Below are 20135 nucleotides of genomic sequence, written 5' to 3' on the forward strand. Positions count from 1 at the left end.
CCACACCCTGTGTCAAAATGCCCAAATAATGGGGACATATTGATGAACAGTAAAACTCCAACCTAAAAAAATAACTACTAAATACCTTATAATAAAAAAATTAGCAAGCACAACAGAACCACAATAACGTCCTGGATAACGACATCATAATTCGGCAAAAATTACCAGTGTGACGGCAAAAATTACAGGGTCAAAGAACTTTAAGATGGTTAATTTTATCCAAAATCAGTTTAAAATCCATAATAAAAAAAATCAAATGACAAAAAAAAGACTACTCTTAACTTTTACGACATTGTTCATGGGTCTATTCATGACATATGGTCAACTTTCAGGAACTTACACCTACGATTTCACGGACGGAACCATTATTACAGATGGTCAAAGTACCGATGGAAAGCTCGCCTTGAGTGGTGATTATAGCTACCATGGTACAACTTATGGGCTTAACATGAAAATTGATGCAACTATTACCTTAACAATTGACGGAGCTGCAACCATTCGATTTTTAGGCTCAAAATACTCCAATCTGCAAATGATTGGAACCGCGATAGAGACAGGCGATCTGGGCACACAAAACACCGCAGTAACGAATGATTTGACTGACACCTACGATTTCGTTTACAACGGTGCTGCAACAACCCTCACATTCACAACCTCGACCGGTACCGGTAATGACTTATACCTCCCTGTTATAGAGGTTATCCCGGCACAGCTGGGTGCCACAGCCACTACAGCTGAAAAAAACATAATTTATAGCTTCGACTTACGTGATGAGAGTATTATCCCTGCCGATACCGAAGGCAATATAGACATCGAAAGCGGACTATTTAAAATTGAACCCGGCGTCAGTAATGCCTTCGACTACAATGGGACCACCCACGGCTCCATTCTAAAAACGGGAAACAAGATCACCCTTCAGGTAGGGGGTAATACAACGATTCGTTTTGGTGGCTGCCAATATTCCAACGGAACCATCACGGCAACAAGTTCCACAGGCGAATTTGAGACAAACAGCCAGCCATCACAAACAACCGAATGTTACCACACCGATGGTTCAACAGTCGATTTTCTGTATGTGGGAACTGCGGGAACCGTAGAATTCACCTTTGAAGGAACCACCTATATTCCTATTATAGAACTTGTACCTGTACCTTACGACGTAGAGCTTTCAGCCTGGGTGCAAAAAACCGGTACCATCACCATAAACGGAACAGAAATCACTTTTACTGCCGGCACTGACGTCACCACGCCACCTTCTGTCACCGTAAGCAACGGACTGATAATAAGTACCACTACCGAATCAGCATCTATCCGCATTGATTTAAATGGTGAAACACTTTCTTCTTTCACCCCAATCCTTTCGGGTGATATTGAAGCGGTTAACATCAATGGAGGTACATTGGAAATAACATTCGCTGATGAATCAACCAGCCCTACTTCATATACATTGCAGATAGCAGACAACAGCATAACCGCCGAGGCAGAAGCCGGACAAACCTACACTTATAGCTTCACCGACGGCTCAGAAATGCCACAAACAAGCTATTCTTCACTGCGCTACTCAACTTTCATCACAAATGATGCGATTGTAACCATCAACAGTAATACCGAAACAACAACCTTACAATTCGGCTACCACGATTCATCGCATGGCGCCGTATTATTCTCAGGTAATTCAATCGATTTTGTGGTGGCCGGTGATGCAACCATTACATTTAACACCTGCCAGTACGGAAGCGCCATTGATGCTATTTACGAATTCACGGACAGCGAAGGCTCCGTTTTAGGCTCAACAGTTGCACATAATATCGGCACTGGTGCATGCGGCACCAACAGTTTCAGCTATGAAGGAGAAGCCGGCATTATCACAGCAACCTTAAAAAGCACCGATTACCCCAGTGCCGAAATTTATTTACATGGCGTTAGCATTCAAAATATGGCTGCAAGTATCCCATCGAACGGGAAAGTGGATGTCTGGGATTTTGGCGCACAGCAACTGGATGAAGCCATCTACAATAACCATCTAACAGAAACCATTATTAATACCTGGTACTCAGAAGAAATAACACCGGGCAGTTCGGCACAGGTATTGCCAAATTTCAGCTCAGACATTCTATCCTGGGTTGGCGGCGGCAATGACCGCTTACGAACCACCAATACCAATCTGACCCGTTATGATGAAAACATCGCCGGTGCCACTGATTATACAGGACGCATTTATGTCAACTCAGCCGCCAATACGGGACGTTACTTAAGCCTGGCTCTAAAGGAAGACGATGAAGTAACCATTGTAACCAAAACCGATGCCGGCGGACGCATCACTTTTGAATATGTCAACAATCCGGAAGCTCAGACTGACGCAACAACTATAACATCCGACATAACAACCCTTCAATTTGTTGCCAAATCAGAAGGGGTTTACCATCTATTTGATGATCAAGGGAAACCCAGTTATTATCGCATTTATCGAAAAAATGCCACTTATCTCCCACTTACAGGAAGTGTTGATATAACTGAAGCGACAGACATCCCTGCCGGATATTCAGTCGTCTTCACCAATGAGGCCGGAAAGATGTGGCAAGCACCTGTTTCAGAAGAAGCATACAGCGTCAATCTGCCAATGGGCTACACCTACCAGATAAGTCTTTCTGATGCCAATGGGTACATTATCAGCAATGAAAATTCGTTGGAAATTACGGAGACCACAACGACGCATAATATCTCAATCAAAAAAGTTGAGCTTTATACTTTAAGTGGAAACATCACCGGTCTGGATGATTATCTGCAAAACCTGTCACTCAAATTTATTGCCGATCCATCCGCCAATAAGATTTACATCCCCGAACCACAGATTGATATTGAAAACGGGACTTATTCAGTACAGCTGGAAGCCAACAGTTCATATACCATCGTATCGTTCGGAGTCAATGACTTCGTCCTGACGTCAAACACCATTTCGATGGCTGAGACTGACCAAACCAGTCATCTGACTTTCGATACAAAAACGAAGTACAATATAGATATAACTACTGAAGGCCTGACAACCGCCCAAACAGAAAATCTGACACTCACCTTCAGCAATCTGTACGAAGAAGGCTATAGCTATACATTTGCTCCTGACGAATCAATAGCATTGCGTAACGGCACTTATGTCATTACAGCTTCAGGGTTGGATGCCTATCCTGTAAAAATGGCGTTAACATCTAATTTGATCGTTAACAGCGAAAACACCACCAAAGTCATCACTTTCGAACCCATAAAAAGATGGTCGTTCGACGATAAAGTCATCTCAGGAACAGCCTACAACGGATTGCTACTCTCAGGAACCATTGGTAACGAAATAGCCAAGGGTCACATGACCATGAAACCCGATGCGACGGTTCAAATACCTGTTGAAAGCGGCGAGAAAATCACCATTACCTATTATTATTCGGCCGACTTCTCAATAGATGGCGGTGAGACTTTCACCACCAACAGTGGCAGCACCAGTACATTTGAATCGACTGCCTATACTTACCCCGGCAATTCCGCAGGCTATGTGACGATAACAGCAGGCCCCCAAGCCAGCACCACCTATATCACAGATATTAAAGTAAGTACTGTAATGAACTACCAGAGTGAACTGGAAGTTGGAGCTGACAAGCCCTACCAAACTATCAATGAAGCCCTGGATGCTATTCGTAGTATGGAGCGTCCCGACAATGAGCGAGTCACGGTATTGATAGATGCTGGCAACTATGAGGAAATGCTCATTATTGATACTCCGAATATAACCTTCAAAAATGCCTCGGCAACGCCAAGCACAGCGATCGTAGACAAGGGTGTAAATATAGCCGAAGGTGCCGTACGCATAACATCATACTATGGGCATGGCTATGACTATTATAGTATGGGCAACGATCAAAAATGGAATGCCGAAATACTTCGTGTCAATAAAGAAAATGGCTATCTGTCATATAATAATGCAGGTGCTGGTACCACCAACGGCTCATACTGGAATGCAACCGTCGTTGTAAGTGCCAATGGCTTTGAAGCAGAACAAATCATTTTCGAAAACTCCTTCAATCAATACATTTCTCAAAAAGAATCGGAAGATGTAGTGGTCATGTGGGAATCGGGCAGCAAAGGACAACGTCCAACCGATGCAGGGAACACCTCAGTTCAGGAAAAATCTTTTGTTGAGCGGGCTGCTGCTATCGCCATCACTAATAACACCGACAAAATTGTTCTCAATAAATGTCGCGTGATTGGACGTCAGGATTCTTTCTTTGGCGGCTCTAACAGTCGCGTGGTTGTTTATAAAGGTGCAATGATGGGAGCTACCGACTACTTATTTGGCGGCATGGCAGCTGTATTTTATAAAACAGATTTGGTTATGAACACCAGCGACGCCAGTACTGATTTATGCTACATCACAGCAGCTCAACAAACCTCAGGTCGCGGGTACCTAATGTACGAATGCACCATAAAATCGGCCATTCCGGAAGTAGAAACCGCATCGGTTTATGGTTCAAAGCCCGGCTATTTAGGTCGCCCATGGCAGGCAACCACCAGCGAGGTCGTATTTTACAATACCACCATTCAGACTTCAGAATACCCCGGCTTTGAAGACAAATCACTCATAAATGCTGCCGGATGGCTAAGCACCCTGGGTGGAGAATCAGACAAAATGTATGAATTTGGTACTATTGAAGCATCAGGCGAAGATAATCAGGACAGCCGCGCCTCCTGGTCAACGCTTCTGAGCAGTGCCATTTTAAATGATGGCACGCCCATAACTGCCTTTAATTTTACCAAAGGAAACGACGATTGGGATCCCATACAAACATTGGTTGATAACGATACAAACGTTGGCATTGTTACGCATGAGTCAAACATTAATGGCGTTGTTTATGCCATTAACAATCATGTTTACATAAAAGAGGTAACAATTACAACAACTGTCAATATCTATAGCGTAAACGGCTATTTATATCTAACCAAACAAATAAATGGAGACAGTTCCTTTGAGACTCCGGCAGGCGTATGGTTAATCGAAACCATTACCTCCGATGGCCGAAAAATAACCAAAGTTATAACACACTAACCAATCAAATTTATTTTTGTAAAAGCCGGAGGTAAAAAACCCCCGGCTTTTTTTCTCTCATTTTTGATACGTTACTTTAGCCGACCTAAAAAGGTCAATGAAGGAGAGGCTGCCATGCCATTGGGATTACATCCAGGAAGGCCTTCGGGAATTGCGCGTCCTATTTTTTCATAATAGTCAACCCAACCGGGGTGAAACTCTCCGGTTTCCCGATCTTTAAATGTCATGGGCTCTAAACTAAACACATCAGACCCTTCAAATAAGGTAAAAATTAACCCCGAGCAATAATATCCATGCCCGTTGCCCATTATATAAACCGAATCGTAAGGCTGTCCTATTAAAGCACGACTTCTTTCCAGTGCATCAGAAATAAAGAAACGATACGAATCTTTGAGGCGATAAACGTCCACGAGATCACTACTATTTGTAAATTTCTCAAGTTGTTCACGGCAAACCCCCTTCCCGGGAGCTGCATGAATTACCCAAACCGTATCATCGTGAACCTCTGTTATGCCCACATGAAAATAATTGGTTTGCTCATTGGTTTGAGTCACTTCATTTATCGCCGAGGATAAGTCTTCTTGTTTATCAAGTAACATCCCAGCAAACAGTAAATCACCGGTAACCAGCGATTTGTCATCAATTTGCCGGTTGCATGAAACATAAGATATACCTGTCATAAATAGCATTGAAAAACAACCCACATTAAAAAATAACCGGAAACTTCTCGTTTTCATTTTACAGTCCTATAGCTTTTACCAAATCTTCCATTCGTTCATTATGAATGGTTCCCAAACGCCCCATTTTATCACAAATAACCAAATACTGTTCAACGTATTGGTGGTTTTTCATCACAGGGAAATCCTTGTTATAATACTGCATTTCCTGTTCCTGAACTGTAATACGATTCAGTAACTGTTTAAGTTGTGCCTGATGCTCCTCAAGAACCATTACCTCGACCTCATTCAGCGCTCTTAGAGGTCGATTAGATGTTATCGCACTGTTTCGCATCAGGACAATATTGACTTCTTCAATATAACATTTAAGTCGGTTACGCCAGAGTTTGTACTCAAACTCCAAATCAACAAGCAAAATATCACCTTTAGTCATAATGTTCTGTTTTGGTATCGTTTAAAAATTTTGCACGGACAAAAAACACCATTATTTCAGTTACACTTGCTTTCAAAATGATCATTTATGCCAGTCAATTCACATTTTTCGATCGTCGCAAGCCTTGAGCCAAAGAATCATTTAATTATCCCGGGAGTTAACATACATCGCTCGTTTCATCCATCACATTTTAAAGGTACCAACTCTTCAGAAGCAAGTCAAACGTATTGAAAAAAATCCTTTAATCTAACCTTTTCTTATCACGCACTTGAGCTTTCTTGCGGAGACTATTTATAATCACGATTATCAGGCAAAAAATCTATTTTTCATTTTAGAACTTAAGCCACGCGGGCTTCTGTTTTTTTATTCATAAGAGATCTCTATTATTGTTGCAAGTAATTTTCCCATGCCCCACACACAAAAAAACGGCCAAACACCATCGTGCTTCGCCGTTAAAAATCAAATATTAATAAACTCAAATCAACAAAATATCCTTAACTACCAAAAAATCGCATGATTTTTCCTCTTCCCAATGATTACATGAGGAGAGACAGATTTTTAGTCACTTAAAACACTAATGCACTTTGCAGTGCATTAGTGTTCTTTACTATTTAGTGTCTGTCCATAAAGCCGGGAGTTTGAGCTATAAAGTTCAAATACAAGGCTTGCGAAGTCATAATAATCAAGGAGTTTACTTTTCGTAAATGACTGTTTTTATGACAAGCGTAACGCAGAAGTTGGACTTTATAGACAGACTCTATTTAAACCTTTCGCTTGCAAAATCTATAAAACTTCATTTATCTGCTTCAACAGAAAACCCTTTGTTTTAACCCCCACAAAACGATCAACTTCTTTCCCATCTTTAAAAAGAACCATTGCGGGAATACTTCTAATGTTAAACTTCATTGCCAAAGGCTGAAACTCCTCAACATTTAACTTAGCAATTACAGCCTTTCCCTGGGTCATCTCTGAAAGGTCATTCAAAACCGGAATCATCATTTTGCAAGGCATACACCACGAAGCCCAAAAATCGACCAATACAACACCTTCCGAAATAGCGGTCTTAAAATTTTTATCATTCAAATGCTGAATCTCATCACGCTCTGGCAGCGTTGAGAAATGTTTCATCCGACGGTAATTTAAATAGATGTAACCACCCAAAATAACGACGAAAGCAAGTAATCCATACCAAAAATTCATATTCTAAAATATTACAAAAAATAGCAGTGCGAATAATAATCAGTTCAATTCGAAACCAACGAAGGCCTGGCATTTTTACCAGCTTTAAGCTGGTGCAGATATTGTGATGCCGCCAGGGCAGCTACTGTACCATCGGCCACCGCCGTTGTGACCTGTCTAAAGCGTTTAGCCACCGAATCACCAGCGCCAAACACCCCTGCCACACTTGTTGACATATCATTGGCTACGATCATTTCGCCCCACTGGTTCAACTCAATCTTTCCTTTCAAAAACTCGGTATTGGGCACATAACCAATAAAAATAAACACGCCATCGGTTTTAAAGTCACTCACTGCACCCGTCTGAATATTGGTGATATCAACGCTTTTCAAATTTTCATCACCACGGAAAGCTGTGATTTTCGACGTCATGATAAAATTAACTTTATCATTGGTCCGCGCCTCTTCAATGGCATGCTCAAAAGCCTGAAACTCATCAAACTGATGCACCACCGTTACTTTAGAAGCATATTTAGTAAGAGCTACAGCCTCTTCCAGCGCCGAATTACCGCCCCCAACCACAACAATTTCTTTATCGGTAAAAAAATCACCGTCGCAGGTGGCGCAATACGAAATGCCACGCCCCTTAAAATGAGACTCCCCTTCCACTCCCAAAGTACGACTACGGCCTCCAGGTGACAGAATCACGGCCTCAGCAACAAACCGGGTACCATCAGACAGGGTGATCACCTTTTCCTTGCCGGAAAGATGAATATCAGCAATTAATATATTGGCTTTTATGGTGCAGCCAAACGACATTGCCTGCTTCTTCATAATGTTGGAAAGCTGATAGCCATTAACCGACTCAACACCTGGATAATTGGCAATCTCATGCGTTAACACCATCTGTCCGCCAATGGTGCCTTCATTCAGAATCAACGTTTTAAGACGGGCCCGCGACAGGTAAATACCTGCCGTAAGGCCTGCTGGTCCGCCACCAATGACTATTGCATCATAATGGTTTGAATTTTCCATATGCTAAGCGTTTTTAGGCTTTCCAAACTGAGCATCCAAAATTGAAGTTACCTGTTCCCGGGATTGAATACTAGAGGTAGCTTTAACCACTTTTCCGTTTTTGTAATAAATCACAAAAGGAATACCCATAAAGCCACGCACTTCCGGTAAGCTACGAATAACATGAGCCTCGGGGTTATCAAATTCCATATCAAAAAATTTCACGTGCTGATAGGATCCTTCCAGTTCTTCCATAACCCCGTAAACAGGAATACACATGGGCCCCATACGCCCACAGCAAACCATTACATTCTCATTTTCAGCTAAAATTTTGGCATGCTGGTCAGCCGTTTCAATGTGATTTAAATTTGTATACAACATAATTCCAATTTTTTAAATAAAGTTTGTCAATAAACCCCAACTTCTGTGTTATGCTCGTTTTCAAATCGGGTTTTTACAACAGTAAACTCAAAATTTTCAGCCTTCAAAAATGAAGCTTTACGACCTTTTCGGAGCGAGCACTATCACAATTATACATTCTTAAAGATTTGTCTCAATTCAAGTTCAGATGCACCTGCTTTCAAATCCTTTACTGTTGGGAGACAAAATTAAGACGTCCCCAACAATTTTCTGTAAATTTGCCTACCGGCGAGAACCGGATTTGAATTGAAAGAAATCAATTTTTTAGTTGATATCAATCCAAACAACACCCTAATCATCAAAACACAAAGCTTTTATAGAAAGCAACAAAAACACCAGACCAGCTGTTATGAAAACCATTCTCGAAAATGATCATGATTTTATTTGCGACATAAGCGCCCCATGTTTCCACATGCTCCAGGCGCCTGAAATTGAAATTATCAGAGAAAGCAAAACCCAGGTTTCCTTCCGTCAGGGCGAAAACCTTACCAAGCAGGGAACCTACGCATCATATATTCTTTTTATTCTGAAAGGTGTCGCCAAACAACATCTCGAAGAAGGAGGAAAGAGCTACAATCTCAGAATCGTTGGCGAAGGCGAATTTATTGGGTTAAGCACTGTTTTTGGCAAACACACCTTTAACTACTCAACCATAGCACTTACCGACACACAAACACTTTTAATAGAAAAAGAGGCCCTTGAAAAAATCATCCGGCAAAACGGCCATTTTGCCTTTAACATCATCAACCGATATTGCGACCAGAATGATATTTTGTACCATAGCATTCGCAATTTAATGTACAAACAAATGAACGGACGCATGGCCGACGCTTTGTTGTACCTATCAACAAAAGAAACCCCGACTTCGGGCATCTTTCAACTACTCACACGTAAGGATCTCGCCGAATTTGCAGGTATCAGCACCGAAAGTGCCGTTAAAATACTTAAAGCATTTGAGCGCGACGGTCTCATTCAACTAATTGATAAAAATATTGTTATAAAAGACAAAATTCAATTAGAACAAATCGCCGAAAAAGGGTAAATTGTAAAAACTTAAAGTCGAAAAATGAGATGCTTAAAAAGACAGTAAAACGGCTTCTTTTATTTATAATGGTCCTGTCTGTGGCAAGATGCGAAAGCGACCTCACCATAGACATGGAAGATGGCGGTGGGGAACTGGCTTTATATTCATTTGTGATGCCCGACTCCACTTTTTCAGTTCATTTGAGCCGCAGCATTAATCATTCCTCTGTCGATGATTTCGAACGCGTCTACGATGGCTACGTCGTTGTTTATAAAAATGATGCAAAAATTGACTCATTCGCCTGGCCATACCAATCAACCTGGGCCTATAGGTCGACCATCAAAGTGGCTCAAAACGATAAAATAAAAATAGTAGGCGGCGACAATCAGGGAAATCTGGCAACAGGATTAACAAAAATACCACAACCCGTTAAAATTGAATCCATCTCGGCCCAATACGCCGATGACACAGATCAGCCTGAATACATCGACTGTTCGGTTGTTTTCACCGATCCCGCAGATATAACAAACTATTACCAGCTCGTTGTAATCAGTGAGACGTGGAATAACGCAGCGGAACTTACTTATGAATACAATCAGATAAGTTACATAAAATCAGATGAGGACGTTTTTTATATTCGGGATCAGGATGGCAGTCTTCTGCAAGGAATTGATTTTATGGGGACCTTCCCCGACGACCTTGTCAAAACGCATGAACATTACCCCATTAAAATAGAAGTCCCCGGCGTCTATTTTAAATCGCCTGCACCCAACGAAAAACGGAAACTATCATTCCTTTTAGTATCACTATCAGAAGATTACTATAAATATCTCAGAAGCAAAGTCGTAGCCGAATACAACTATGGACTACCCATGCTCACGCCCGTAAAAATTCACTCCAATATTAGTGGCGGTCATGGACTCGTTGGCAGCCTCTCAGTAGCGTCTGACTCCATCGTCTTTATTGGGAATAACTATAACGAATCAAAAAAGACTATAAACAAAAAATAGAATTTTAGCCGGATATTAAATTAAAACCAAATAAATTTGAAGCAAAGAAACAAGTCTGACAAAATAGCATAAAAAAAACATTTTGTTTTTTTGGAACAAATATTGCTATTTTTGAGGCATCAAATTTAAACATATAAATATTTACATACTATGGCTCTTTTTGGAAAAATTGACAATCTGGACAAAAATAATTCCGGAGAAAAAAGTGAAATAACAGAAGTCGAAAAAGTGAAAGTTCTAATTATAGGATCAGGACCGGCCGGTTACACAGCCGCGATTTATGCTGCGCGTGCCAACCTGTCACCTGTTTTGTACGAGGGGCTTCAGCCCGGAGGACAGCTTACAACCACCACCGAAGTAGAAAATTTCCCCGGATATCCGCAAGGCATAACGGGTCCTGAGATGATGGAAGACTTAAAAAAACAAGCCGAGCGGTTTGGCACCTCCATACGCTTTGGCCTGGCCACAAAAGCCGACTTATCACAACGTCCGTTTAAAGTCACCATTGATGAAAAAAAGATCATAGAATCTGATGCGCTGATTATTGCAACCGGTGCAACGGCCAAATATCTGGGAATAGAAGATGAGAAAAAATATGCCGGTAGTGGTGTTTCGGCCTGTGCTACCTGCGATGGCTTTTTCTACCGCGGAAAAGATGTTGCGGTGGTTGGTGGCGGCGACACAGCCGCAGAGGAAGCTCTCTACCTGTCAGGACTGGCCAAAAAAGTTTACCTGATAGTCCGCCGCAACGAACTGCGTGCCTCTAAGGTCATGCAGGAAAGAGTCTTTAACACTCAAAACATCGAAGTATTGTGGGAACATCAAACCAAAGGTCTTGTGGGTGAAGGTGTGGTTGAAGGCGCTGTATTAGTAAAGAAAAAAGGGACACCTCAGGAAGAAGAAGTACAAATTAAAATTGACGGTTTCTTTCTGGCCATAGGACACAAGCCTAATTCCGACATATTTAAAGACTACCTTGAAACCGACAGTGTGGGTTACATAAAAACCATACCTGGCAGCTCCAAAACCAATATTGACGGCGTATTTGCCTGTGGCGATGTTCAGGACACCACATACCGCCAGGCTGTTACAGCTGCCGGAACCGGTTGTATGGCAGCCATAGATGCAGAACGATGGTTGGCCGAAAACGCACACTAAACATTACTTGCAGAGGAAATTTAATTTCCGCATAATGCTTGTACTGATATACCTTTAATTCCACTGTCTGAAATAATTTCGACAGTGGAATTATTTTTTATGGCTGCTTTTGAGCTTTATAAATAAATTTTCCATCTTTGATAAAAATTAACACTAAGTAACAAAAAAAATGAATCCTGAGCGTTTCATGTGGCCAAAATGAACAGTGAAAATAAATCATTAAAACGGCGCCATACAAAGAAACATGATTAATCGTGACTAATCCCGCATGAACTTAAAAATCAAAATTATAAACATATGAAACGAACCATGGGAATTGATTCACACACAGAAGTATGATTGTCCCGGCGAGTTCCATATGACAACTGAAAAACAAATTATAAACATATGAAAAACGATTGTAAAACATCAGGGACCCTGTATTTTCTGGGATTTATTGGCGCAGCTATTTATTTTATCTCTAAAGCCACATTTTTTTGGATGGGTGTACTAGGCGTTCTAAAAGCTCTGGTCTGGCCAGCATTTCTGGTTTATCAACTTTTCTCTTATCTATCGGACAAACTGCCGGTTTAACGTTAACGTGCCGAGCAAATACCGTTCGAAGCAGGGTGGTGACAACGACATCAACCACAGTTGTGTTGTTGAGAATTTGTATTGGCTTAAATTGATGTTCTACTTAGACTCTGTCTATAAAACCAAACTTCGGCGTTATGTCTGACCACGAAACGACCATTTACAGAAGAAAACACCCAATTCCCGAGCGGCGCACGCCTTGAATTTGAACAATTAGTACCAAGCAGATGTGTTTTTTGGGCAAACACGACTTAACTGCAACACCATTAAAAATAGAGCACACCAATTAAGGATTTTTAAACCAAAATCAACGATAACCGAGCAGCAAACACACATCTCACACTTCTATTTAACGAACTTATGGTTATCTTTGCAACTCATTAACCCGCCTGTTTCCGTAAAATACAAAAACGCTCTATTGTCAGCCATATGACCAAGAAAAAAGAAATCATTCTGATCAATATTTCAGGTCCCGACAAACCAGGGGTAACCTCTACCCTCACTGGTATTCTGGCACACCACAAAGTAAATATTCTGGATATTGGGCAAGCCGTTATCCACGACGATTTGGGGCTGGGAATTCTGATGGAAGTCCCCGAAACCGCTGAATCATCACCCATTCTGAAAGATCTGCTGTTTAAAGCCTACGAAATGGGTCTTAAAATAAAATTTACGCCCATACAGGAAGATAAATACAACGAATGGGTTGAAAACCAAGGCAAGGAAAGATTTATTATCACCCTTATCTCAAGAAAATTAACAGCCGAACAGCTATCTCAGGTCACCAAAATTATTTCCGATCAGCAACTTAATATAGATGTTATTTCCCGCCTGAGCGGACGTATTCCACTCAACAACGGTAAAAACGACACCAAATCGGTGGCTGAATTCTCGGTGCGAGGAACACCTCTCGATCTGGAGTCCATGAAAACCCGTTTTATAGAGGTAGCCGGGAAAGCTGGCGCCGACATCGCCTTTCAGGAAGATAACATTTATCGTCGTAGCCGCCGTCTCGTATGCTTCGATATGGACTCAACACTCATACAGGCAGAAGTCATTGATGAACTGGCCCGCCAGGCCGGTGTTTACGATGAAGTAAGCGCCATCACTGAGTCGGCCATGCGGGGTGAAATAGATTTTCAGGAAAGCTTCAAGCGACGCGTGGCCCTTCTCAAAGGTCTGGACGAATCGGTGATGCAAAACATCGCGAAATCGTTGCCACTCACCGAAGGTGCCGAACGCCTGTTTGCGACTCTAAAAAAATATGGCTATCGCACTGCCATTATTTCAGGCGGATTTACCTATTTTGGCAATTATCTTAAAAATAATTTAGGTATTGATTATGTTTTTGCCAATGAACTGGAAATCAAAGACGGAAAACTAACCGGAAAACATGTGGGCGAAATAATCGATGGACCCAGAAAGGCCGAATTATTAAAACTCATCGCCTTTAAAGAAGACATCCATCTGAAACAGGTAATTGCTGTGGGCGATGGATCCAATGATCTTCCAATGCTTCGATTGGCCGGATTAGGCATCGCCTTTCATGCCAAGCCCAAAGTGAAGGCTTCGGCCCGACATTCCATTTCAACCATAGGATTGGATGCCATTTTATATCTGCTCGGCTTCCGTGACAGAGAAATTAACATGTAAAAAGAAACCTATGACATTGATAAAAGACCTTTCACCAAACGAAATATGGTATTATTTCGATAAAATAACAAAGATCCCGAGGCCGTCTAAACATGAAGAAAAAATAGCAGAATACCTTCGTAACTTTGCCCAAAAGCATCAATTGGCTTTTGTTGAAGACAAAACCGGGAATATCATTATCAGGAAGCCTGCAACCAAAGGAAATGAAAAGACCCCGACCGTCATTTTACAATCACACATGGATATGGTTTGCGAAAAAAACAGCGATGTAATCCATAATTTCATGACCGACCCCATAAGCACCTATGTTGATGATCAATGGGTAAAAGCCAAAGGCACCACACTGGGCGCTGACGACGGTATAGGCATGGCTGCTCAGTTGGCAATACTGGCTTCGCACGACATCGCACACGGGCCATTGGAATGTCTTTTTACCATTGATGAGGAAACTGGCCTCACAGGCGCTTTTGGTCTGGAAGAAGGCCTGTTAAAAGGATCGGTCCTAATCAATTTGGATTCGGAAGACGACGGCGAAATATTCATTGGATGCGCGGGAGGCATTGATACCATTGGCACCTACGAAACGAAATATGAACCCGTGCCCAAGGGGCATTTTGCGTTCAAAATAAAGATATCGGGATTAACCGGAGGTCATTCGGGCGATGACATCAATAAAGGTCTGGCCAACGCTAACAAACTAATGGTCCGTTTCCTTTGGGACGCCACTGAACAGCTGGCGCTTCGACTGGCATCAGTTAATGGGGGTAACCTGCGTAACGCCATAGCACGGGAAGCTGATGCCTGGGCCGTCGTTCCTTCCAAACACAAAGAAGACGTAAGGGTACTGCTAAACTGTTTCACTGCCGATATAGAAGAAGAATTTATAAAAACTGAACCCAATATAAAAATCGAATTGGAATCGGCTGAACTTCCGCAGAGCGTTTTTACGGAAACTTTTCAGCAAAAGCTTTTAAATTCACTCTATGTAATGCCACATGGCGCAGTCGCAATGAGTCAAACCATACCGGGACTGGTTGAAACATCAACCAATCTGGCATCGATAAAAACCTCCGATAAAAAAATCATTGTAAGCACCAGCCAGCGCAGCTCCATTGAGTCAGCCAAAATAAACATCGCCCATATTGTTGAAAGTACATTCAGACTGGGTGGCGCCAACGTTCAGCACAGCGACGGCTACCCAGGATGGACGCCCAACCCGGCATCTGACATCGTAAAACTAACCGTTGACACCTACCAGGCATTATTTAACCAAACGCCAGAGGTGAAAGCCATTCATGCCGGTCTGGAATGCGGCCTGTTTCTAAAAAAATACCCGGGATTAGACATGGTGTCAATAGGTCCAACCATAAAAGGAGCTCACTCACCCGAAGAAAGGTTAAATATTAAAACAGTGCAACGATTTTGGCAACACCTAATCGAGATACTAAAAAAACTATCGGCTTAAAACGAAAAAGAAAATCTGTTTAAGCCTTTGACAAGCAACCAGTTTAAAAAAAAGAAAAAAAAAGGTTAAACAAATAAGGCGCTGTGCTGAATCTAAACCCCCAAATTACCGTATAGAGGCAATAGTGTTATTATTTATTTTTCAAAACGAATTATATATGGATAAGGTTAGAGTTAAACATTTTCAATACACAGGATTAGACGACTATGACAAGTCGCTGGATGATCAAATGAATGATTTTATGCGTGAGAATTCCATAAAACCAGAACAAATTATAGCCGTTGATTATGCCGCCCATTCAAGTGGAGGCATTAACACCTATTCTGCGTTAGTGGTTTATAAAAAAGCGTAAAACCTTTACTTAGTGTCAGCAAGAAAACGCCATTTTTTTTGTTCCAATCGCTTTCAAAATGGTCATTTGTAAAAGCAAAGGCTCATTTTTCAAGCTTCGCAAACCTCAAAAATGAAGCTTTCTTATCTGTCACAGGAGTTTTCGGGCAATAACGACTTAAATCAGACAAGCCGACATCAAAAAGATGTCGGCTTTTTTTAGCTTCTTTTTTATAAATTTGAGTCATAAACAGATACACTTAGATTAAATAACTATGGGAATTTTAAACTGGTTCAACAAAAAGGCAAACAATACCATGCCAAACCAAACAGCCAATATAGGCATAGCACTAAGTGGCGGAAGTGCCCGAGGCTTTGCACACATTGGCGTACTCAAGGCTCTAAATGAATCGGATATTTATCCCGAGATCATATCCGGCACCAGCATGGGATCACTGGTCGGCGTATTATATGCTGCCGGAAAAACCCCTGAAGAAATTCAATCGCTCGTAAAAGAATCGCCTGTAATAAAGATGGTAAAACTGGCATGGGGTAAAAACGGCATGTTTGAGATGGCAAATATCCGTAAAATGCTTGAAACAGAAATTGGCACCGATAACTTCAACGCCTTAAAAAAGCCATTCTTTGTTTCGGTATCGAATATTAACAAAGGCAAAAGCGAAGTTATCTCCAGCGGCTCTCTCTATAATTATGTTTTGGCATCGTGCTCCGTTCCGGTTGTATTTGCCCCCATGATAATTAACGGACAAACCTACATCGACGGTGGACTATATGATAATCTGCCGGCCGGATCATTGCGTGAACACTGCAAAACACTAATAGGTGTTCATGTGAATCATCTGGGGATCAAAAAAGATTTTAAAGGGATTAAAGATGTTGCTGAACGCTCTTTCAGCCTTGCTATTGGCGAAAATGTGAAAGCATCGATGGCCCAATGTGATTTTATTATTGATCCGCCTGAAATGCAAAACTTTTCGTTTTGGGATTTTGACAAAGTGGATGAAATTGTAGAGACAGGCTATCGGTTTACCAAAGATTTAATTAATAAGGGTAATTTTTCAAACTTACAAAGTTAAGGTCATCACCGCCATAAATCCACCATCTGTTGGCGGTGGTGTTAACGCGACCTGCCCACTCACAAGACGGCCGTCGCGCATCACGACATCACGTGCCAAGGGGGTATCTGCGGCTTCAGAATCACACACCTGCTTTATTTCCCAAAAGCCCCGACTATCGGCATGAAGCCTTTTCTGAATAAATAAATTCAACAACCCCATGGTATGCCTTAAGTTGACCTCAATACAAGGATGTAACTTCACACCCCCCTCGTCGTTTAAAAACAGCATTGCATCCACTCCTACATACCCCTGATAACGTGCCGACAGATGCATCTCAATAAATGCTTGCTGAAGCGTCTGCACAGCCTGCCCAATGGCCTCTGAGAGCAAAAAATCAGTCATATTCGCAATGGCGGGCGTTCCGATAAAACAACCTGAAAAACGACCATCGTTATCAGACTTAAAAAAAGTAGTTCCCAAATAACTAATCGTATCGTTGGTAATCTCAAAATGAAACGACAAATCCTGTAACTTATTTAAAAACGGCTCAGCCATCAAAAACCCCTGTTGTTTTAACTTGGAAAGCACCCACCTGTTATTTTCCACGTTTTCGTTTCTGTCTCTGATTTTAAACAGACCGCGTCCCGAAGCACTCCAGGGCGTTTTCAATAAGATGGGAGAAGACAAATCACGCTCCAACTCCGTCAAACGACGCATCGAATTAATCCTCTCCGGAATTCCGGGGACAGCAAGCAACCCTTTCGCTTCAATACCCGATTCCTTCACCAATTGTGCCACCTGTTGCCCGGTTAAACGACTTAATAAAGACCGGTGCGCCGGTTTCCAGATCGATAATGGGTTTAGATACCAGCTTTGATCCATCAAGCCCTTCAACTGTTCAAATTTTTTATGCACAGCAGGGCTCCAGCCCCACGGCGACAATTGAGTCAAAGCAAGTTGAGAATATGTCATATCCTCCAACTGACTTATAGGCAATGGATAGCTCCATCCCATCAAATCCAAATGCCGCTTAAAGGCATCCGGAATGGGTTGCCTCACCCAAATACAATCTTTGCGATCTCCCAAATACAATAAAATAAACTCCAAATCAGTCTCAAACTTAGCCAGATGAGCCGGCGGCATATATGAAACCTGAGCGTTAGCCACCGCCATTTCACAAGTTGGATTGAAAAAAAACAATTTCCCTGACATTAAAAATATTTTCGATAAAAGAATAAAAAAAATATGGTTTGAGGATAAAACTTCACCCAAAAATGTAGTAACCCGACAATCTACAAATAAAATCCGTTTAAAACATTCGCCAAAACGGCAACTGGCTTATATTCCTCAGGCAGTAAAACATCAAATAGAATAACTTTCAGACAAACTTCAGATACAATATAATAAAAACGATCGCTAAAATACTACGACAGAAAATTCATAAATTATCAATATCCATTCAAAATATCGAAGAAAAAGGTATCACTTCAAAAATATTTAAAGTACTTTTGTTTATAAATTTAAGCATACTTAAAAAACAAACCGAGCTCTATGTCAGTATCTACAGAAAACTTTATAAAAACAATGTTTAGTCAGACACAAATAACCAAACCAGACACAAGACCGGGAACTCTGGCCAAAATTCTAAACATTTCAAATGCTGCTGCAACCGATATGGCCCGAAAGCTATCAACCAAAGGACTAGTCAACTACACAAAATATAAAGAGTTATCATTAACACCCAAAGGAGAACAAATGGCGGTAAGCATCATCAGAAAACACCGTATCTGGGAAACTTTTCTCCATAAAACACTAAAGCTTTCATTACACGAAATACATCGGGAAGCAGAAATACTGGAACATTTGACGTCCGATTTTCTGATTGATAAAATCTATGAATTTCTAGAAAAACCAACAGTTGACCCACATGGCGACCCTATTCCAGACAAATTGGGCGTGATTGATGCTTCAAATGGCAGCCAACCGCTTACATTGGCAAAACCCAACCATTCCTATGAAATAAACCGGTTAATAGGTTCTAACAAAGAATTTTTCGACTTCTGCCATTCGCATCACTTAATTATAGGCGCAACAATAGAAGTAAAAAATCAGCACAAGAGCAATAACATGACCGAAATTAAAGTTGAAGAAACAAAAATGTTACTCAACGAAGAATTTACCAGCACCATATTTGTAACACCATTAAAAAGCAATAAATGAGAACGATATTAACCTTACTTTTAATAATAGTAGCCGAATATGTCATGGCGCAGGATAGCATCCCGGCATTAATTACCGACCGTCCCGACCAAACAGAATCAGCTGAAGTTGTTCCACTAAAATCACTCCAGATTGAAACCGGTTTCGTAATGGAAAACAGTCAGAGCGATCATTACAAACAAACATCATTTGCTTATAACTCAACGTTATTGCGTTATGGACTGTTTGAAAATATGGAATTACGTTTGGGACTTGAATATCTGGGCGACAAAATTAAAATATCAGCACCCGATTCAACAAATACGACTTCAGGACTCAGCCCTCTTAACCTGGGATTTAAAATAAAAATACAATCAGAAAAAGGCTGGCGACCAGCCATCGCATTGTTAGGTGCTATGGTTATGCCGTTTACAGCCTCTGTCGATTACAAACCTCGCTACACGGCCACCAATATGCGTTTTTCGTTCGCGCACACACTTAGTCAGAAAGTTTCATTAGGTTACAATTTAGGTGTGGAATTTGACGGAGAAAACCCCAACCCATCGTACTTTTACTCGGCATCGTTAGGCATTGGCATAACTGAAAAAACAGGTGCATTTATTGAAAGTTATGGGTTACTGACAGAAAGAGGAACACCATCACATTTAGCTGATGCCGGCATAACCTATTTAATACGACAAAATCTGCAAATAGATGTATCTGGCGGATTCGGCATTGAAAATGGCGTAGATAATTTTATTAGCTTTGGTATTACTTATCGACTACCTCAGTAAAAAATGGTTCCATCCCAATAATCCCGAAAATGCAAATTTACT

17 protein-coding genes are annotated in these 20135 nt (G+C 41.3%); 11 read left to right on the forward strand and 6 right to left on the reverse strand.

The window, feature by feature from the left end; all coding sequences use genetic code 11:
• Positions 1 to 256: 256 nt before the first annotated feature.
• A complete protein-coding gene (locus ACT3CD_RS06340; RefSeq protein ID WP_444644007.1) occupies positions 257 to 5086 on the forward strand; it encodes a pectinesterase family protein in 4830 nt (1609 codons plus the stop codon).
• A gap of 71 nt (positions 5087 to 5157) precedes the next feature.
• Here the strand turns inward: ACT3CD_RS06340 and ACT3CD_RS06345 are convergent, their stop codons facing one another.
• The 5 genes from ACT3CD_RS06345 to ACT3CD_RS06365 all read right to left on the reverse strand — a co-directional run bounded on the left by ACT3CD_RS06345 (position 5158) and on the right by ACT3CD_RS06365 (position 8769).
• Positions 5158 to 5823: a YiiX/YebB-like N1pC/P60 family cysteine hydrolase gene (locus ACT3CD_RS06345; RefSeq protein ID WP_444644009.1), complete on the reverse strand. Its 666-nt coding sequence runs from the start codon at positions 5821 to 5823 to the stop codon at positions 5158 to 5160.
• 1 nt (position 5824) lies between these two features.
• Positions 5825 to 6196: a hypothetical protein gene (locus ACT3CD_RS06350; protein WP_444644010.1), complete on the reverse strand. Its 372-nt coding sequence runs from the start codon at positions 6194 to 6196 to the stop codon at positions 5825 to 5827.
• 783 nt (positions 6197 to 6979) lie between these two features.
• On the reverse strand, positions 6980 to 7396 hold the full coding sequence (gene trxA / locus ACT3CD_RS06355; protein ID WP_444644012.1) for a thioredoxin: 417 nt from the start codon (positions 7394 to 7396) through the stop codon (positions 6980 to 6982).
• A gap of 44 nt (positions 7397 to 7440) precedes the next feature.
• Entirely contained in the window at positions 7441 to 8409 is a 969-nt protein-coding gene (locus ACT3CD_RS06360) for an NAD(P)/FAD-dependent oxidoreductase (RefSeq protein ID WP_444644014.1), read from the reverse strand.
• Positions 8410 to 8412: 3 nt separating this feature from the next.
• Positions 8413 to 8769 carry a thioredoxin gene (locus ACT3CD_RS06365; protein ID WP_444644016.1) on the reverse strand — a complete coding sequence of 119 codons (357 nt, stop codon included), beginning with the start codon at positions 8767 to 8769 and terminating at the stop codon, positions 8413 to 8415.
• Positions 8770 to 9157: 388 nt separating this feature from the next.
• Between ACT3CD_RS06365 and ACT3CD_RS06370 the strand changes: the two genes are divergently transcribed.
• From ACT3CD_RS06370 to ACT3CD_RS06405, 8 genes are all read left to right on the forward strand, one after another.
• Positions 9158 to 9850 (forward strand): Crp/Fnr family transcriptional regulator, encoded by a 693-nt coding sequence (locus ACT3CD_RS06370; protein WP_444644018.1) that lies wholly within the window; start codon positions 9158 to 9160, stop codon positions 9848 to 9850.
• Between the two features lie 80 nt (positions 9851 to 9930).
• A complete protein-coding gene (locus tag ACT3CD_RS06375; protein ID WP_444644019.1) occupies positions 9931 to 10842 on the forward strand; it encodes a DUF4249 domain-containing protein in 912 nt (303 codons plus the stop codon).
• Between the two features lie 150 nt (positions 10843 to 10992).
• Positions 10993 to 12000, forward strand: a complete 1008-nt coding sequence (gene trxB, locus ACT3CD_RS06380; protein ID WP_444644021.1) for a thioredoxin-disulfide reductase — start codon at positions 10993 to 10995, stop codon at positions 11998 to 12000.
• 387 nt (positions 12001 to 12387) lie between these two features.
• Positions 12388 to 12573 carry a hypothetical protein gene (locus tag ACT3CD_RS06385; protein ID WP_444644022.1) on the forward strand — a complete coding sequence of 62 codons (186 nt, stop codon included), beginning with the start codon at positions 12388 to 12390 and terminating at the stop codon, positions 12571 to 12573.
• Between the two features lie 429 nt (positions 12574 to 13002).
• A complete protein-coding gene (serB, locus tag ACT3CD_RS06390) occupies positions 13003 to 14226 on the forward strand; it encodes a phosphoserine phosphatase SerB (protein ID WP_444644024.1) in 1224 nt (407 codons plus the stop codon).
• 10 nt (positions 14227 to 14236) lie between these two features.
• Entirely contained in the window at positions 14237 to 15691 is a 1455-nt protein-coding gene (locus ACT3CD_RS06395; protein WP_444644026.1) for an aminoacyl-histidine dipeptidase, read from the forward strand.
• A gap of 157 nt (positions 15692 to 15848) precedes the next feature.
• Positions 15849 to 16043, forward strand: coding sequence for a hypothetical protein (locus ACT3CD_RS06400; protein ID WP_444644028.1), 195 nt, complete (start codon positions 15849 to 15851; stop codon positions 16041 to 16043).
• A 253-nt stretch (positions 16044 to 16296) separates the two neighbouring features.
• On the forward strand, positions 16297 to 17118 hold the full coding sequence (locus ACT3CD_RS06405; RefSeq protein WP_444644030.1) for a patatin-like phospholipase family protein: 822 nt from the start codon (positions 16297 to 16299) through the stop codon (positions 17116 to 17118).
• On the opposite strand, the gene ACT3CD_RS06410 is transcribed toward ACT3CD_RS06405, so the two are convergent.
• Positions 17107 to 18312, reverse strand: a complete 1206-nt coding sequence (locus ACT3CD_RS06410; RefSeq protein WP_444644032.1) for a hypothetical protein — start codon at positions 18310 to 18312, stop codon at positions 17107 to 17109. The two genes, ACT3CD_RS06405 and ACT3CD_RS06410, sit on opposite strands and share 12 nt — an antisense overlap.
• A gap of 339 nt (positions 18313 to 18651) precedes the next feature.
• On the opposite strand from ACT3CD_RS06410, the gene ACT3CD_RS06415 reads away from it, so the two are divergent.
• Positions 18652 to 19320: a metal-dependent transcriptional regulator gene (locus tag ACT3CD_RS06415; RefSeq protein ID WP_444644034.1), complete on the forward strand. Its 669-nt coding sequence runs from the start codon at positions 18652 to 18654 to the stop codon at positions 19318 to 19320.
• A complete protein-coding gene (locus ACT3CD_RS06420) occupies positions 19317 to 20093 on the forward strand; it encodes a transporter (RefSeq protein ID WP_444644036.1) in 777 nt (258 codons plus the stop codon). Before ACT3CD_RS06415 ends, ACT3CD_RS06420 begins: the two co-directional genes overlap by 4 nt.
• The last annotated feature ends 42 nt before the right edge of the window (positions 20094 to 20135 follow it).

The sequence above is a fragment of the Geofilum sp. OHC36d9 genome, assembly GCF_052400685.1.
Lineage (GTDB): Bacteria > Bacteroidota > Bacteroidia > Bacteroidales > Marinilabiliaceae > CAZHHH01.

What these genes read in the sequence shown, in the direction of transcription:
- ACT3CD_RS06410 (WP_444644032.1), bottom strand. Translation starts at nt 18,312, where the DNA reads ATGTCAGGGAAATTGTTTTTTTTCAATCCAACTTGTGAAATGGCGGTG.
- ACT3CD_RS06370 (WP_444644018.1), top strand. Translation starts at nt 9,158, where the DNA reads ATGAAAACCATTCTCGAAAATGATCATGATTTTATTTGCGACATAAGC.
- ACT3CD_RS06395 (WP_444644026.1), top strand. Translation starts at nt 14,237, where the DNA reads ATGACATTGATAAAAGACCTTTCACCAAACGAAATATGGTATTATTTC.
- ACT3CD_RS06360 (WP_444644014.1), bottom strand. Translation starts at nt 8,409, where the DNA reads ATGGAAAATTCAAACCATTATGATGCAATAGTCATTGGTGGCGGACCA.
- ACT3CD_RS06405 (WP_444644030.1), top strand. Translation starts at nt 16,297, where the DNA reads ATGGGAATTTTAAACTGGTTCAACAAAAAGGCAAACAATACCATGCCA.
- ACT3CD_RS06400 (WP_444644028.1), top strand. Translation starts at nt 15,849, where the DNA reads ATGGATAAGGTTAGAGTTAAACATTTTCAATACACAGGATTAGACGAC.
- ACT3CD_RS06345 (WP_444644009.1), bottom strand. Translation starts at nt 5,823, where the DNA reads ATGAAAACGAGAAGTTTCCGGTTATTTTTTAATGTGGGTTGTTTTTCA.
- ACT3CD_RS06385 (WP_444644022.1), top strand. Translation starts at nt 12,388, where the DNA reads ATGAAAAACGATTGTAAAACATCAGGGACCCTGTATTTTCTGGGATTT.
- ACT3CD_RS06365 (WP_444644016.1), bottom strand. Translation starts at nt 8,769, where the DNA reads ATGTTGTATACAAATTTAAATCACATTGAAACGGCTGACCAGCATGCC.
- serB (WP_444644024.1), top strand. Translation starts at nt 13,003, where the DNA reads ATGACCAAGAAAAAAGAAATCATTCTGATCAATATTTCAGGTCCCGAC.
- trxB (WP_444644021.1), top strand. Translation starts at nt 10,993, where the DNA reads ATGGCTCTTTTTGGAAAAATTGACAATCTGGACAAAAATAATTCCGGA.
- ACT3CD_RS06420 (WP_444644036.1), top strand. Translation starts at nt 19,317, where the DNA reads ATGAGAACGATATTAACCTTACTTTTAATAATAGTAGCCGAATATGTC.
- ACT3CD_RS06415 (WP_444644034.1), top strand. Translation starts at nt 18,652, where the DNA reads ATGTCAGTATCTACAGAAAACTTTATAAAAACAATGTTTAGTCAGACA.
- ACT3CD_RS06350 (WP_444644010.1), bottom strand. Translation starts at nt 6,196, where the DNA reads ATGACTAAAGGTGATATTTTGCTTGTTGATTTGGAGTTTGAGTACAAA.
- ACT3CD_RS06340 (WP_444644007.1), top strand. Translation starts at nt 257, where the DNA reads ATGACAAAAAAAAGACTACTCTTAACTTTTACGACATTGTTCATGGGT.
- trxA (WP_444644012.1), bottom strand. Translation starts at nt 7,396, where the DNA reads ATGAATTTTTGGTATGGATTACTTGCTTTCGTCGTTATTTTGGGTGGT.